Below are 17,960 nucleotides of genomic sequence, written 5' to 3'. Positions count from 1 at the left end.
GCATCGAGGTGTTGAGTCTGGACACCGTCGATCTGGACGGTTTCGAGGTCACGCCGCTGGAGCCGGATGAGTTGGAAGGCCCGGTGCTGCCGGAGAATCCGGCGTATGTGATCTTCACGTCGGGTTCGACCGGCCGCCCGAAGGGCGTCACGGTCCCCACCTCCGCGGTGGCGAACCAGATCGCCTGGATCACCGGCGAATACGGCATCGGCGCGGACGACGTGGTGCTGTTCAAGACACCGGCCACGTTCGACGTGTCGGTGTGGGAGTTGTTCGCCCCCTTGGCCGTCGGCGCGCGCATGGTGATCGCGAGCCCGGACGGTCACCGCGATCCGCAGTACCTGGCCGAGGTGATCTCCGCCGAGCGGGTCACCATGACCTCGTTCGTGCCCTCGATGCTGCGGGTGTTCTCCGACAGCGTGTCCGCACAGGCGCTCCAGGCGCTGCGCATCCTGTTCGTCGCGGGTGAGGCGCTCACGCCCGACACCGTGGCGGCGTTCGGCCGGCTCGGTGTGTCCGCGCGGCTGCACAACCTGTACGGCCCGACGGAATTCACCGTGCACGCGACCTACGCGCCGGTCGCCGAGGATGTGCGCACGGCGGTGCCGATCGGCTCGCCGGTGTGGAATGCCCAGGCGTACGTGCTGGATTCGCGGTTGCACCCGGTGCCGGTGGGCGTCGCGGGCGAGTTGTATCTGGCGGGTGCGCAGACCGCGCGCGGCTATCTGGGCCGCGCCGATCTGACCGCCGACCGGTTCGTGGCGAATCCCTTCGGGGGTGGGTCCGGGGGCAATGGTGCAGCGGACAACGGGTCCCGGATGTACCGCACGGGCGACCTGGTCCGGCACACGAGTGACGGCGCGATCGTCTACCTGGGTCGCACCGACTTCCAGGTCAAGCTGCGCGGTCAGCGCATCGAACTCGGCGAGATCGAATCCGCGCTCACCGCAGCCGATTCCGTCGCGCAGGCCGTCGCGATCGTGCATTCCGACGAGCGCGCCGGTGAACGACTGGTCGCCTATGTGGTGCCCGCGGGCGGGAGCGTCGACATCGAGGCGCTGCGCGCCCAGTTGGTCGCGCAACTGCCCTCGTACATGGTGCCCTCGGCATTCGTCGTACTGGATGTGCTGCCGCTCAACGCGAACGGCAAACTCGACCGCAAGGCGCTGCCGGAACCGGAGTTCGAGGCGGCGGCCTTCCGCGCGCCGTCCACGCCGATCGAGGAGATCGTGGCGGGCGTATTCGCCGATGTGCTCGGCGTCGAGCGGATCGGCGCCGACGACGACTTCTTCGCCCTCGGCGGCAACTCACTGCTGGCCACCCAGGTGACCGCGCGTATCGGCGCGGCCCTGGACGCGCAGGTGCCGGTGCGCGCGATCTTCGAGTCCTCGACGGTGGCGGGTCTGGCGGTCAAGGTCGAGCAGGACTCGGCGGCCGCGAACCTCCCGGCGCTGGTCGCCCGGCCGCGGCCGGAGCTGGTGCCGTTGTCGCTGGCACAGCAGCGGATGTGGTTCCTGAACCGGTTCGACCAGCAGTCCGCGGCCTACCACGTGCCCGTCGCGGTGCGTTTGACCGGCGAGCTGGACACCTCGGCACTGCGGGCCGCGGTGCGCGACGTCATCGAGCGGCACGAGGTGCTGCGTACCGTCTACCCGGAGCGCGACGGCCTGCCGCATCAGGTGATTCTGCCGGTGGCGCAGGCGGTTCCGGATCTGGAACCGATCGCGGTGCGACCGGACGAGCTGCGGGAGACCGTCGTCGGACTGGTCACCGCGGGCTTCGACGCGAGTGCCGAAGTGCCGCTGCGGGTTCGGTTGCTGCGTGTGGCCACCGAGGACGCCAACCCCGAACACGTCCTGGTCGTCGTGGCGCACCACATCACCGCGGACGGCTGGTCGATGGGCCCGCTGACCCGTGACGTGATGCTCGCCTACGCATCGCGCAGCACCGGCGAGGCCCCCGCGTGGGCGCCGCTGCCGGTGCAGTACGCGGACTTCAGCGTGTGGCAGCGCGAGGCGCTGGGCGCGGAGGACGATCCGGACAGTGTGCTGGCCGCACAGGCCGACTACTGGCGCGGCGCGCTCGCGGGCCTGCCCGACGAGCTGAATCTGCCCGTCGACCGGCCGCGTCCGGGCGTGCCGACGTATCGGGGCGGGCGGGTGCCGTTCGCGATCGACGCCGATCTGCACGCCGCACTGCAGCGGGTGGCCCGCGAGCAGCACACGACGCTGTTCATGGTCGTGCACGCCGCGCTCGCGACCTTCCTGGCCAAGCTGTCCGGAACCGAGGACATCGCGGTCGGCACCCCGGTCGCCGGGCGCGGCCGGGCCGAACTGGACAACGTGGTCGGCATGTTCGTCAACACCCTGGTCCTGCGGACCGACGTGCGGCCGGAGGCGAGCTTCACCGACCTGCTCGCGCAGGCCAGGGAGACCGATCTGCAGGCGTTCGCGCACGCGGACATCCCGTTCGAGCGACTGGTGGAAATGCTCTCGCCGGAGCGTTCCACGGTGCGCAATCCGCTGTTCCAGGTCGCGCTGTCCTTCGAGAACATGCCCGAGACCGCTTTCGAGCTGCCCGGTCTGCGGGTGGGCGCGGTCGAGTTCGAGTCCGGGATCGAGAAGTTCGATCTGTCGCTGACCATGCGCGAGGCGCTCGACGACTCCGGTATGCAGGCCGAATTCTCCTTCGCGCGTGACCTTTTCGACGACGAGACGGTCGAGGTGCTGGCACGCCGGTTCGTGCGCCTGCTCGGCGTGCTGGCCGCCGATCCGGGCGCGTCGATCGGCGACGTGTCGCTGCTGACCGCGCCGGAGTTCGAGCTGCTCACCCACGTGCACGGCGACGACGTCATGGCCACCGCCCTGCTGCCGGATCTGCTGAGCCGGGGCGTGGCGCTCGGCCGGGACCGGGTCGCGGTGCGCTACGAGGGACGTTCGATCACCTACGGCGAGCTCGACGAGCGGTCCTCGCGTCTGGCGCGGGTGCTGATCGATCGCGGCGTCGGCCCGGAAAAGCTCGTGGCCGTTGCCTTCCCGCGCTCCTACGAGATGGTGCTCGCCGTACTCGCGGTCACCAAGGCCGGTGGCGCGCACGTACCGGTGGACCCGAACTATCCCGCGGACCGGGTCGCGCACATGCTCACCGATTCCGGTGCGGTACTGGGCATCACGGGTTCGGCGCAGGTGGCGGACCTGTCCGGTGAGGTGGACTGGCTGGTTCTGGACGATCCGTCGACCGAAAAGCTGTGCGCCGCACGATCGGCCGAGCCGGTCGCCGATGCGGACCGGATCACACCGCTGCGCATGCGGCATCCGGCGTACGTGATCTACACCTCCGGTTCGACCGGACGACCCAAGGGCGTCACCGTGACGCACGCGGGCCTGGGCGGCCTGGTCGATGTCGCGGTGGGTCACTACGAGCTGGAGTCGCAGCACCGGATGCTGCACATCTGTTCGCCGAGTTTCGACCCGTCGGTGCTGGAATGGCTGTGCGCCTTCTCCACCGGCGCGACGCTGGTGATCGCGCCCGCGCACGTCATCGGCGGCCCGGATCTGGCCGAGCTGATGCGGGCCGAGCAGGTCACGCACACCATCGTCACCCCGGCCGTACTGGGCACCGTGGACCCGGCCGGACAGGAACAGCTGCTGGTCGCCTCGGTCGGTGGCGACGTCACGACGCCGGAACTGCTCGCCAAGTGGCAGCCCGGCCGCAAGTACTTCAACGCCTACGGTCCGACCGAGACCACGATCATCTCCTCGTACGCGCGGCTGTTCCCGGGCCGCCACGTCACCATCGGCGAGCCGGTGCACGGCATGTCGGCGCTGGTGCTGGACGCACGGTTGCATCCGGTGCCGCCTGGTGTCGCGGGTGAGCTGTATCTGGCGGGCGCGGGTGTGGCCCGCGGTTATCGCAACCGGCCGGATCTGACCGCGGATCGCTTCGTGCCCAACCCGTTCGGCGCGCCCGGTGCGCGCATGTACCGCACCGGTGATGTGGTGCGCTGGTTCGCCGAACCCGGCGAGCGGGCCGGTAACGAGGCGGTGGCGTCGGTCCGCTGGGAGCTGGACTATGTGGGCCGCTCGGACTTCCAGGTGAAGATCCGCGGCTTCCGCATCGAACTGGGTGAGATCGACGCGGTGCTCGGCACCCACCCGGACGTCGAGTTCGCGTTCACCATGGGGCATGAAACCGCAGCCGGCGCAACGATTCTGGTGGCGTATGTATTGGGCGTCCCGGATCGGGCGGTCGATCCGGCCGATGTGAGCGCCCATGTCGCGAAGACTCTTCCGCCGCACATGGTCCCCTCGGCGATCGTGGTGCTCGACGAGATCCCGTTGACGCCGGTGGGCAAGCTGGATCGCAAGGCGCTGCCCGAACCGGAACTCGCGCCGCGGGAATTCCGCGCACCGGTCGGCAAGATCGAGACGATCATCGCCGAGGTGTTCGCCGAGGTGCTCGGCGTCGATCAGGTGGGTGTGGACGATTCGTTCTTCTCCCTGGGCGGCGATTCGATCCTGTCCATTCAGCTGGTGTCGCGGACCAAGGCGCGCGGTGTGGTGTTCTCCCCGCGCGACGTGTTCGAACGCCGCACCGTGGCATCGCTGGCCGAAATCGCGACGCGCGGTGACGCTTCCGAGCGGAAGCGGTTGGCGGAGCTGCCCGGTGGCGGCGTCGGCGAGATCCCGCTGACCCCGATCATGCGGCAGTTGCTGTCCAGTGGTTCGTCGTACGAGCGGTTCTCGCAGTCGATGACGGTGCGCCTGCCCGAGGGCATCGACCGGCAGACGCTGGTCGCGACCATCGGCGCGGTCTTCGAGCACCACGACGTACTGCGCTCGCGGCTGCGCGGCGACGTCGAGACCGGCTGGGTCCTCGAGGCCCTCGAGCCCGGCGCGGTCGATGTGGACGCACTGCTGCATCGCGTAGAGGTGCCCGGCGATACCGATCCCGAGGCGCTGAACCAGTTGGCGACGACGGAACTCGATGCGGCGCTGGGACGTCTGGACCCGGCGAACGCGGCGATGATGCAGTTCGTGTGGTTCGCCGCCGAGGCGGGCAGCGCGCGACGCGACGCGCTGCTGATCGTCGGCCATCACTTCGTCGTCGACGGCGTGTCCTGGCGCATTCTGCTTCCGGACTTCGCGCTGGCCTGGTCGCAACTGGCGGCCGGACAGCCGGTTGCCCTGCCCGCCAACGGCACCTCGATGCGGCGGTGGGCGCACGCACTCGCCGAGGCCGCGTCCGATTCCGAGCGTCTGGCGGAACTGCCGTTCTGGCAGCAGGTTTCGTCGACCCCGGACCCGCAACTGGGCTCGCGGCCGTTCGATCCGGCGGTGGATACCAACGCGACCGTGGACCAGGTGCGCGTCAGCGTGCCCGCCGACGTCACCGAGGCCGTGCTGACCACCCTGCCGGGGCTGTATCACGGCGGTGTCAACGACGGACTGCTCTCGGCGCTGGCACTGGCCGTCGCGCGGTGGCGTCCGCGTGCCGGTGACGCCTCGCTGATCCGGGTCGAGGGACACGGCCGCGAAGAGGATGTCGTGCCGGGTGCGGACCTGTCGCGCACCGTCGGCTGGTTCACCACCGCCTATCCGGTGCGGTTGGATCCGGCCGGCGCCGACCTGGATGACGCCTTCGCCGGTGGACCGGCGCTGGGCGCGGTGGTCAAGGCGATCAAGGAGCAGTTGCTGGCCGTGCCCGACAAGGGCCTCGGTTACGGCCTGCTCCGTCGGTTGAACCCCGAAACCGCCTCGCAGCTGGGCGATCCCGGCCAGATCAGCTTCAACTACCTGGGCCGGGTCTCCGCCGGCGAGGTGCCCGAGGGCCTCGCCGAACTGGGCTGGGTGCCGGTGGACGATCTGGGCGATCTGTCGGTCGGCCAGGACGCGGATATGCCCGCCAACGGCGCGGTCGACATCAACGCGATCGTCACCGACGGCGAGCAGGGCCTGCGCCTGGGTGCGTCGTTCACCTATCCGACCGGTCTGCTGGATCGGGCGCGGGTGCAGGAGTTCGCCGACCTGTGGGTCGAGGCGTTGACCGCGCTCGCGCGGCACGCCCGCCGCCCGGACGCCGGCGGTCTGACCCCGTCGGATCTGCCGCTGGTGCCCGCGACCCAGGCCGATATCGCGGTGTGGGAGCGGAACTATCCGGCGCTGATCGACGTGTGGCCGTTGTCCACACTGCAGTCGGGTCTGCTGTTCCACGCGCTGTTCGCGCAGAGCGGCATCGATGTCTACACCGTGCAGTCCACCGTCGGGCTGCGCGGCACGGTCGACATCTCGCGGCTGCGCGCGGCCGCGCAGGGCATCCTCGTGCGGTACCCGAACCTGCGCACCGCCTTCGTCACCGATGCCGACGGGCGCTCGGTGCAGGTCGTGCTGGACAAGGTCGAAGCGCCGTGGCGCGAGGTGGATCTCACGGGTCTGCCTGCGGCACAACGCGATACCGAACTGAAGCGGCTGATGGCCGCGGACCGTGCCGAGCACTTCGACCTGTCCGCGCCGCCGCTGCTGCGCTTCACGCTGTACCGCACCGATGCGCAGGAATGGCAGATCGTCATCACCACGCACCACATCCTGCTGGACGGCTGGTCGATGCCGCCGCTGCTGCGGGATCTGCTGATGCTGTACGCGGTGCGCGGCGACGCGAGCGTGCTGCCGCGCGTCGCGCCCTATCGGAACTACCTGGCCTGGCTGGCCGGTCGCGACCGGGACGCGTCACTGCGTGCCTGGCAGGCCGCGCTGGCCGGGGTCGAGGAGCCCTCGCTGCTCGCACCGCAGATCGTGGTCGAGGAGCAGACCTACGAGATCGGGCGTCAGGTCACCGAGATCGACGCCGAGCGGACCGAGCGGATCAAGCGGTACTGCGCCGAATTGGGCGTCACCGTCAACACGCTGATCCAAGCGGCGTGGGGTGTGCTGCTGAGCCGGATGACCGGCCAGGACGATGTGGTGTTCGGCGCGACGGTCTCGGGTCGTCCGGCGGAGCTGCCGGGCGTGGAATCGATGGTCGGCCTGTTCATCAACACCCTGCCGGTGCGGGTGCGGGTCGACGACGATACGTCGGTGGGGCAGTTGCTGTCCGGTCTGCAGGCCGAGCAGGCCGATCTGCTCGATCACCACTACGTGGGCCTGACCGATATCCAGCGGGTGGCCGGAACCGGTATCGGATTCGATTCGCTCGTGGTGTTCGAGTCGTATCCGGTGGACAAGGACGCGATCGAGGCGACCAGTTCCATCGACGGCATGTCGGTGACCGGTGCGGGCATGTACGACGACACCCATTACCCGATGACGGTGATGGTCAGCGCCGAGGCGACCGTCGTACTGGCGATGAAGTACCTGGTCAGCCACTTCACCGACGATCAGGTCACCGAGCTGTCCGCGCGTCTGCTGCGGGTGCTGGACGTCCTGGTGGACCGGCCGGATCGGCGCGTGGGCGAGATCGAACTGCTCGACGCCGCCGAACGCGACCGAATCCTGGTGCGCTGGAACGACACCCGGCACGATGTCGCGCCGGAGCTGCTGCTGGACGGATATCGCCGCGCGGTGGCCGCGCATCCGGATCGGGTGGCGGTGAGCTACGAGGGCGAGGAGCTGACCTATCGGGAGTTCGACGAGCGGGTGAACCTGCTTGCGCGCCGGTTGATCTGGGCCGGTGTCGGTCCGGAATCGCTGGTCGCCCTGTCGATTCGTCGTTCGATCGACTTGGTTGCGAGCATGTACGCGGTGATCACCGCGGGTGGTGCGTACGTACCGCTGGATCCGGATCATCCGGCCGAGCGGATCGCGCACGTGCTCGAGACCGCGCAGCCGGTGTGCGTGCTGACCCGTACCGCCGATGCGGTGCCGGTGCCCGAGGGTATCGAGGTGCTGGATCTGGATACTGTCGATCTGGACGGTTTCGAGGTCACGCCGCTCGAGCCCGACGAACTGGAAGGGCCCGTACTCCCGGAGAATCCGGCGTATGTGATCTTCACGTCCGGTTCGACGGGCCGCCCGAAGGGCGTCGCGGTATCGCACGCCGCGATCCACAACCAGATCACCTGGATGCTGGCCGAGTATCCGATGGGTGCGGGCGACGTCTACTTCCAGAAGACCGCGACGACGTTCGACGTCTCGCTCTGGGGCTATTTCATGCCACTGCGGGCCGGATCGAAACTGGTCGTCGCCACGCACGACGGTCATCGCGATCCGGAATACCTCGCCGAAACCATTGCCGCGCAGGGTGTCACGGTCACCGACTTCGTGCCCTCGATGCTGACGGTGTTCGCCGCGCACACCCGGGCCGGTGCGGTGCCGACCCTGCGCGACGTATTCGTCATCGGTGAGGCGCTGCCGCCGCAGACCGTCGCGGCGATGCGTTCGATCTCCAACGCCACGGTGCACAATCTGTACGGTCCGACCGAGGCCGCGGTCTCGATCACCTACTGGCCCGCGACGCGGGAAGACCGGTTGAGTGTGCCGATCGGTGCGCCGCAGTGGAATTCCCGGGTGTACGTACTGGATTCGCGCCTGCGACCGGTTCCGGCCGGGGTGGCCGGTGAGCTGTATCTCGCCGGTGACCAGCTCGCGCGCGGCTATGTGGCTCGCCCGGATCTGACCTCGGACCGGTTCGTGGCAGACCCGTTCGCGGGCGACGGTGCGCGGATGTACCGCACCGGTGACCTGGTAGCGTGGCGCGTCACGGACGGCACGCCGGTGCTGGATTACATCGGCCGCACCGACTTCCAGGTGAAGTTCCGCGGTCAGCGCATCGAACTCGGCGAGATCGAATCGGCGCTGCTGGCGCATCCGGCGGTGAGCCAGGCCGTGGTGCTGGTGCTGTCCTCGGAGCTGGGCGATCAGCTGGTCGCCTACACGGTTGCCGCGCCCGGACAGGTGATCGACCAGCGCGAACTGCTGGCTGCCGCCGCGGAATCGTTGCCCGCCTACATGATTCCCGCCGCGGTCGTCGAACTGACGGAATTCCCGCTGAACACCAGCGGCAAGCTGGATCGAAAGGCGTTGCCGGAGCCGGAGTTCGCGCACCGCGAGTTCCGGGCGCCGTCCACGCCGGTCGAGGAGATCGTGGCCGGCGTGTTCGCCGAGGTGCTCGGCGTGGACCGGGTCGGCGCGGACGACGACTTCTTCGCCCTCGGCGGTAACTCGCTGATCGCGACGCAGGTCACCGCGCGACTGGGGACAGCCTTGCAGACGCGGGTGTCGGTGCGGGAGCTGTTCGAACGCTCCAGCGTGGCCGAACTGGCCGCGCGGGTGGCGCAGTATGCCGGTTCGGATGTCGCCCGGCCCGCGCTGACGGCCACCGTGCGACCTGAGCAGGTGCCGTTGTCGCTGGCACAGCAGCGGATGTGGTTCCTGAACCGGTTCGACCCGACCTCCACGGCCTATCACGTGCCCGCCGCGGTGCGGTTGTCCGGGGACGTCGACCTGGACGCACTGCAGTCCGCGGTGCGCGATCTGGTGGAGCGGCACGAGGTGCTGCGTACCGTCTACCCGGAGCGCGACGGCCTCGCCCAGCAGGTGATTCTGCCTGTGGCACAGGCGGTTCCGGATCTCACTCCGGTGCCGGTGCAGCCGGATGCGGTGCCGGACACCGTGCTCGGACTGGTCACCGCCCCATTCGACGTGACCAGCGAGGTCCCGCTGCGGGCTCGCCTGCTGCGTCTGGACGCGCCCGGCGGCACGACCGGGTCAGGGCCGGAGGCGACAGCGGAGCGTAACCACGTAGGCCCCCCGGTTGTGCCCAATGGACACAACCCCGAATACGTGCTCGTGTTCGTCGCGCACCACATCACCGCGGACGGCTGGTCGATGGGCCCGCTGACCCGGGATCTGATGCTCGCCTACGCGGCCCGGACGGCCGGTGAGGCTCCGGGCTGGGCCTCACTGCCGGTGCAGTACGCGGACTTCAGCGTGTGGCAGCGCGCGGTGCTGGGTTCGGAGGACGATCCGGACAGCGTGCTCTCCGCGCAGGCCGAGTACTGGCGGACCACGCTGGCCGATCTGCCCGACGAGCTGAACCTGCCGGTGGATCGGCTGCGTCCGGCGGTGCCGTCGTATCGCGGCGGGCACGTGCTGTTCCCGATCGACGCGCAGGTGCACGAGGCGTTGCGGGAGATCGCCCGCGAGCAGAACACCACGCTGTTCATGGTCGTGCACGCCGCGCTGGCGGTGCTGCTGGCCAAACTCAGCGGCACAGAGGACATCGCCGTCGGCACGCCCGTGGCGGGTCGCGGCGAGGCCGAACTCGACGATCTGATCGGTATGTTCGTCAACACCCTGGTGTTGCGGACCGAGGTGAGCGCGCAGCGCAGCTTCCTCGAGCTGCTGGCCGAGGCCCGCGATGTCGACCTGCAGGCGTTCGCCCACGCCGACATTCCGTTCGAGCGGCTCGTGGAGCTGCTCGCACCGGAGCGTTCCACTGCGCGCAACCCGCTGTTCCAGGTGGCGCTGTCGTTCGAGAACATGCCCGAGACGACCTTCGAACTGCCCGGACTGCGGGTCGCCGGGGTCGAATTCGATTCCGGTATCGAGAAGTTCGACCTGTCGCTGACCCTGCGCGAGTCGACCGGCGATTCGGGGATCTCGGCCCAGTTCTCCTTCGCCCGCGACCTGTTCGACCAGGCATCGGTGGAGGTGATCGCGGCGCGCTTCGTCCGTTTGCTGCGGCAGATCGTGCAGCGGCCGGACACTTCGATCGGCGACCTCGAGCTCATCGAGGACAGCGAGCGCGCGGATCTGATCTCGCGCACCGGCCTCCCGGCCACCGCGCCGCGCACGCTGCCGGAGTTGCTGGCCGAGGCCGCGGCGCGCGATCCGCAGGCGATCGCCGTGGTGGAAGGCCATGCACCGGTGGCGGGTTCGTCGTGGGGCCGGAGTCTGTCCTACGCCGACCTGGACGAGCGGTCGAACCGGTTGGCACGCTTGCTGATCGAGCGTGGCCTCGGGGCCGAGGATCTGGTGGCCGTCGCGGTGCCGCGGTCACTGGACTCCTATCTGGCGGAGTGGTCGGTGACCAAGTCGGGTGCGGCGTTCGTGCCGATCGACCCGACCTATCCGGCCGACCGCATCGCGCACATGCTCACCGATTCCGGGGCCCGGGTCGGCCTGACCGTGGCGTCGGTGCACGAGCAGCTGCCCGATTCGGTGCAGTGGCTGGTGCTGGACGAACTCGATACCGCCGCATTCGACTCGGCCGCGGTGACCGACGCGGATCGGGTGCGGCCGCTGGTCCCGGCGCATCCGGCCTACGTCATCTACACCTCGGGTTCCACCGGCGTCCCCAAGGGCGTCATGGTCACCCACGCGGGTCTGGCGAACTTCCGCGACGAGCAGCTGGAGCTGTACGGACTCGATTCCGAGACGCGGGCACTGCATTTCGCCTCGCCGAGCTTCGACGCGTCGATCCTGGAGCTGCTGCTGGCCGTCGGTGCGGGCGGACGGTTGGTCATCGTCCCGCCGGGTGTCTACGGCGGTGCGGAGCTGGCCGATCTGATCCGTGCGGAGGGCGTCACGCACGCGTTCATCACCCCGGCCGCGTTGTCCACGGTCGACCCGACCGGGCTGGACAGTCTGCGGGTGCTGACCGCCGGCGGTGAGGCGGTGCCCGCCGATCTGGTCGCCAAGTGGGTCGTTCCGCTGGCGGACGGGACGTCGCGCCGGATGCACAACGTCTACGGGCCCACCGAGACCACGATCGCGACCACCCTCGGCGCGCTCTCGCCCGAGGAGCCGGTCACCCTCGGCGGCCCGATCCGCGGTATGCGCCTGCTGGTCCTGGACGAGCGGTTGCGGCCGGTGCCGGTGGGCGTCGCGGGTGAGCTGTATCTGTCGGGTATCCAGCTCGCGCGGGGCTACCACGCGCGCAACGGCCTGACCGCGCAGCGGTTCGTGGCGGATCCGTACGTGCCAGGTGGGCGCGTGTACCGCACCGGTGACGTGGTCCGGTGGACCGCGGCCGGTTCGGTGGAGTACGTCGGCCGGTCCGACTTCCAGGTGAAGGTGCGTGGTTTCCGCATCGAACTGGGCGAGATCGACGCCGCCCTCACCGCGCACGAGACGGTCGGCTTCGCGGTCACCCTCGGCCACCGCGGTGCGGCCGGATCGACTGCGCTGGTGTCGTATGTCGTTCCGGCGCCGGAACATTCGATCGACGTCGGCGCGCTGACCGCGCATCTGGAGGATCGCCTCCCGGCCTATATGGTGCCCGCCTCGATCATGGTGATCGACCGCATCCCGCTCACCCCGGTGGGCAAACTGGACCGGCGCGCTCTGCCGGAACCGGTGTTCGAGGCCGATACGCAGTTCCGCGCACCGCGCACCCCGATCGAGGAGGTCGTGGCGGGCGTCTTCGCCTCGGTGCTCGGTGTGGACCGGGTCGGCGCGGACGACGATTTCTTCGCGCTCGGCGGTAACTCGCTGATCGCGACCCAGGTCACCGCGCGCATCGGCGCGGCGCTGGACACCACGGTCACGGTGCGTTCGCTGTTCGAGTCGCCGACGGTGGCCGGGCTCGCGGAGGCTGTGGCGGCGCAGAGCCGCGGTGACCGGGTGGAGATCGGCAGTCTGGAACGGCCGGAACACATTCCGCTGTCGCTCGCGCAGCAGCGGATGTGGTTCCTGAACCGGTTCGATCCGGAGTCCACCGCGTACAACGTGCCGATCGCGGTGCGGTTGACCGGTGCGCTGGACATTCCCGCGCTGCGGGCGGCGATCGGCGATCTGGTGTCCCGGCACGAGGTGCTGCGGACCGTGTATCCGGAGACCGATCAGGGGCCGGTGCAGGTGATTCTGCCTGCGGTGCAGGCGATTCCGGCGCTGGATGTGCGGGTGACCGGGGCGGATTCGGTCGAATCGGCGGTGCTCGAGTTCTTCTCCGCCTCGTTCGACGTGACCGCCGAGGTGCCGTTGCGGGTGGCCGTGTTCGAGGTGTCCGCGGCCGGAGCCGACGGTACGGGCGAATACGTGCTGGCGATGGTGGTGCACCACATCTCCGGAGACGGTTCGTCGATGGGGCCATTGACGCGGGATCTGATGACGGCCTACGCCGCGCGCTCCGCGGGCGTGGCCCCGGACTGGGAGCCGCTGGCCGCGCAGTACGCGGACTACAGCATCTGGCAGCGCGCGGTGCTGGGCTCGGAGGACGATCCGGAATCGTTGGCCGCCAAGCAGATCGCCTACTGGCGCGAGGCGCTGGCGGATCTGCCCGATCAGCTGGATCTGCCGGCGGATCGGCCGCGCCCCGCGGTGCAGTCCTACACCGGTGGCACGGTGAGTCTGCGGATCGACGCGGACACCCACGCCGCGTTGGTGAACGTGGCGCGCGAGCGGGGTGCGACGTTGTTCATGGTCGTGCACACCGCGCTGGCGGTGCTGTTGGCGCGGTTGTCGGGTACCGAGGACATCGCGATCGGTACGCCGATGGCGGGTCGCGGTGAGGCGGCGCTGGACGACATGATCGGCATGTTCGTCAATACGCTGGTGTTCCGCACGCGGGTCGAGCCGGGGGCGTCGTTCACCGATCTGCTCGCGAGCCAGCGAGAGTCGGACATCCAGGCGTTCGCACATGCGGATGTGCCGTTCGAGCGCCTGGTGGAGGTGCTCAATCCGGAGCGGTCCACCGCGCGGCATCCGCTGTTCCAGGTCGGCATGTCGTTCCAGAACCTGGCACCGATCAGTCTGGAACTGCCCGGGCTGGCCGTATCCGGTCTGGATGTGGATGTCCAGATCTCCCAGTTCGACCTGCATCTGATCGTGGGCGACGGGTACGACGAGTCGGGTACGCCGCTCGGCATCGCCGGTGACCTCACCTATGCGACCGACCTGTTCGACCGTGAGACGGCGCAGACGTTCGCGGACCGGTTCGTGCGACTGCTCGGCGAGATCGTCGCCGCACCGGACGAACCCGTGGGCGATCTGGACTACCTGGACACGGGCGAGGTCACCGAACTGGTGACGGACCGCAACGCGACCGCGCACGAGACCGATCGCTCGGCGACCCTGGTGTCGTTGCTCGAGCGCACCGTCTCGCGCACGCCCGGCGCGGTGGCGCTGGTCGCACCGGACGGCAGCACGATCACCTATGCCGAACTCGGCGCCCGGGTGAATCGTCTCGCGCGTCGGCTGATCTCGCTGGGCGTGGGCCCGGAGGCGCGGGTCGCGCTCGCGCTGCGCCGGTCGGTGGATCTGGTCGTGGCCATGTATGCCGTGGCGACCGCCGGTGGTGCGTATGTGCCGGTGGATCCGGATCAGGCCGCCGAGCGCACCGATTACATCCTCGACACCGTGGCCCCGGTCTGTGTGCTGACCGATGCCGAGACCGCGTTCGGGACCACGATCGCGCCGGTCGTGCGGATCGATGCGGATCGGGACGGCGATGATGCGCCGATCGCGGCTGCCGAGCGGCTCGGTGTGTTGCGTCCGGAGAACACCGCGTACGTCATCTTCACCTCCGGTTCGACGGGACGCCCGAAGGGCGTGGCCGTGCCGCATGCGGCGATCGTGAACCAGTTGCTGTGGGAGATCGCGGAATTCCACCTGGGCGCGCAGGATTCGGTGCTGCTGAAGACCGCCGCCACCTTCGACCTGTCGGTCTGGGAGTTCTGGACCGCCGCGGTCTGCGGTGGCCGGTTGGTCATCGCCACGGCGGACGGCCACCAGGATCCGGAGTACCTGAACGGGCTGATGGCGCGGGAGTCGGTGACCACGTTGCACGTGGTGCCCTCGATGCTCGATGCGCTGTTGACCGAATCCGTAGGGGCACTGCCGGATTCGCTGCGGCGAGTGCTGGCGATCGGCGAGGCGCTGCCGGGTTCGGTGGCGCAGCGCTTCCGCGCGGGCAATGCGGCCGGGCTGTTCAACACCTACGGGCCCACCGAGGCGGCCGTGTCGATCACCAGTCACCAGGTCGGCGAGGCCGATCTGGCCTCGGTGCCGATCGGTGTTCCGGAGTGGAATTCCCAGGTGTACGTGCTGGATTCGCGGTTGCGGCCGGTGCCCGCCGGTGTGCCCGGCGAGCTCTATCTGGCCGGTGCGCAGCTGGCGCGCGGGTACTTCGCCCGCGCGGAGTTGACCGCGGACCGGTTCGTGGCGAATCCGTTCGGGGGCGATGGCGCAGGTGAGCGGATGTACCGGACCGGCGATCTCGTGGTCTGGAATGCCGCGGGTGAGCTGGATTACCGGGGCCGGACCGATTTCCAGGTGAAGATTCGTGGCTTCCGGATCGAGTTGGGCGAGATCGAGGCGGCGCTGCTGGCCCTGCCGCAGATCAGCCGGACCGCCGTGCTGGCCAAGTCCGATCCGCGCCTGGGCGACCGGCTCGTCGCCTATCTGGTGACCTCGGACGCCGAACTCGATGTGGCGCAAGTGCGTTCGGAGCTCTCGGCGAATCTGCCCTCGTACATGGTGCCCGCGGCGTTCGTCGTGCTCGATGCGCTGCCGTTGAACGTGAACGGCAAGCTGGATCGAAAGGCGTTGCCGGAACCCGAATTCGAGTCCACCCCGTACCGGGCGCCGTCGACTCCGGCCGAGCAGGTCGTGGCCGAGGTGTTCGCCGATGTGCTCGGGCGCGAGGACATCGGCGTCGACGACGACTTCTTCGGCATCGGCGGTAACAGCATCCTGTCGATTCAGGTGGTGTCGCGGTCCAAGGCGCGCGGTGTGGCGTTCAGTGCGCGCGAGGTGTTCGAGCGGCGCACCATCGCCGGGATCGCCGCGGGTGCGGTGCTCGGCGGCGACGAACTCGAACTGCCGACCGGTCCGCTGGTCGAGGTCGGTCCGGCCGACCAGCGGGCGTGGGAACAGACCTATCCGGCGATGACCGAGGTGTGGCCGCTCTCGCCGCTGCAGTCCGGTCTGTTCTTCCACGCGATGATGTCCGAGGCCACCATGGACATCTACAGCCAGCAGGCACGACTGGACTTCACCGGCACGCTGGACGCCGACCGGTTGCACGCCGCCGCGCAGGCGCTGGCGGACCGCTACGAGAACCTCCGGGTCGCCTTCACCACCGATGCCGACGGCAAGCCGGTGCAGATCGTCCAGGAACGCGTCGAACTGCCCTGGCGGCAAACGGATCTCACGGATCTGCCGGTCGAGCGCCGGGAGGCGGAGCTGGCGCGGCAGCTGGCCGCCGATCGCGCCGTGCAGTTCGATATGGCGGCGCCGCCGCTGATCCGGTTCGGCCTGTACAAGCTCGAGGCGGACGGTGAGCCGCGGACCCAGCAGTGGCGTCTGTCGATCACCGCGCACCACATCCTGTTCGACGGCTGGTCGATGCCGCTGCTGATGCGGGATCTGCTGGTGCTGTACGCGGTGCACGGTGACGTGAGTGTGCTGCCGCACGTGGCGTCCTACCGGGACTTCCTGGCCTGGCTGTCGGTGCGCGACCGCGAGGAGTCGTTGCAGGCGTGGGCGCGGGCGCTGGCCGGTGTGGACGAGCCGACCCTGATCGCACCGCAACCGAAGGCGGTCGAGAGTTTCGACATCGAGCATGTGGGCATCGAACTCGACGCCGAGCGGACCCAGCGCCTGAGCAAGTTCTGCGCCGATCTCGGGATCACCGCGAACACGCTGGTGCAGGCGTCCTGGGGGCTGCTGGTCGGCCGCCTGACCGGCCGCGGGGACGTGGTGTTCGGCGCGACCGTGTCCGGGCGTCCGGCGGAGCTGCCCGGTATCGAGTCGATGGTCGGCCTGTTCATCAACACCCTGCCCGTGCGGGTGCGGGTCGACGATCGCCGCACGGTCGCCGATCTGCTGACCGGGCTGCAGGGCGAGCAGGCCGCGCTGATGGACCATCACTACGTCGGGCTGCCCGAAATCCTGCGGGTGGCCGGACTCGGTGCGCAGTTCGACTCGCTGATCGTCTTCGAGTCCTATCCGGTGGATCGGGAGGCGATCGCCGCCGCCAGCTCCATCGACGGCGTCGCGGTGACCGGTATCGATTTCAAGGGTGGTACGCACTATCCGCTGACCATCACGGTGACGGCCGATACCACGATCGCGGTGAATCTGGAGTACCTGACCAGCCGGTACAGCGAGGCCGAGGTGCGTACCCTGGCCGCCCGGCTGGACCGGGTGCTCGAGGCGCTGGTCGGCGATCCGGACGCGCTGGTGGCCGACATCGATATCCTCGACGCCGCCGAACGCGCCCGAATCCTGGTCGAATCCGGCGGCGCGGCAACCGAACCCGCGTCCGCGCGGGTCGGCGCGCGCACCGTGGCCGCGACGTTGGGCGCGGTCGTCGAGGAGGATCCGCAGGCGCCGGCGGTGCTGATCGGCGAGTCCGAAATCGGCTATCAGGTGGTCGATTCGCGGTCCTCGCAGCTGGCGCGGGTGCTGATCGACCGCGGTGTGGGCCCCGGCGAGATCGTCGCGGTGGCGCTGCCGCGATCGATCGAGGCGGTGGTCGCCCTGTGGGCGGTGCAGAAGGCCGGTGCGGCGGCGTTGTTCGCGGACGGGCTGTCCTTCGGCGAGATCGTCTCGGCCGGAGCGGGATTCGGCATCACGCTGGAACCCGCTGCGAAGTCGGTGCGCTGGCTGGTGCCGACCGATCCGAAGGTCCAGGCGGAAATCGCCGCGGCCCCGGCGCATCCGGTCTCCTACGCCGATCGGCTGCGCCCGCTGCACGAGGACCATCCGGCCCTCATCGCCCGCCGCGTCGACGGCACCTGGCTGATCCTGACCCAGGAGCAGGCCCTCGACCACGCCGAAACCCTGCGCGAGGACAACGGCATCGACTACGAGTCGACGACGTTCACCGCCGCCACCGCCGGCACCGCGGCCCTGGCCGAATTCCTGGCCTCGGCCACTGCGGGCGCCCTGTCGGTCCTCCCGACCGGCGCGGACATCGCCGACGACCTCGCCGACGCCGAGGTCACCCACTGGTTCGCCACGTCCGCGGACTCCACCGAGGCCGCGAGCGAGGAGGTCCAGGTGGTGATCACCGACTGA

1 protein-coding gene (only partly in view) is annotated in these 17,960 nt (G+C 69.4%); it reads left to right on the top strand.

What is annotated here, in order from left to right; genetic code table 11:
* A protein-coding gene (locus NV1_RS06290; protein WP_067886379.1) for a non-ribosomal peptide synthetase crosses the window boundary here: on the top strand, positions 1-17,960 show its 3' end. 32,473 nt of this gene lie to the left of the window's left edge; the window shows 17,960 of its 50,433 coding nt (coding positions 32,474-50,433); the start codon falls outside the window, past its left edge; it ends in the stop codon at positions 17,958-17,960.

Origin of the sequence: Nocardia vaccinii NBRC 15922 (assembly GCF_001613305.1) — a bacterium.
Lineage (GTDB): Bacteria > Actinomycetota > Actinomycetes > Mycobacteriales > Mycobacteriaceae > Nocardia > Nocardia vaccinii.
Note: the sequence above shows the minus strand (reverse complement) of the source record. Positions and strands in the feature narration are given on the sequence as shown.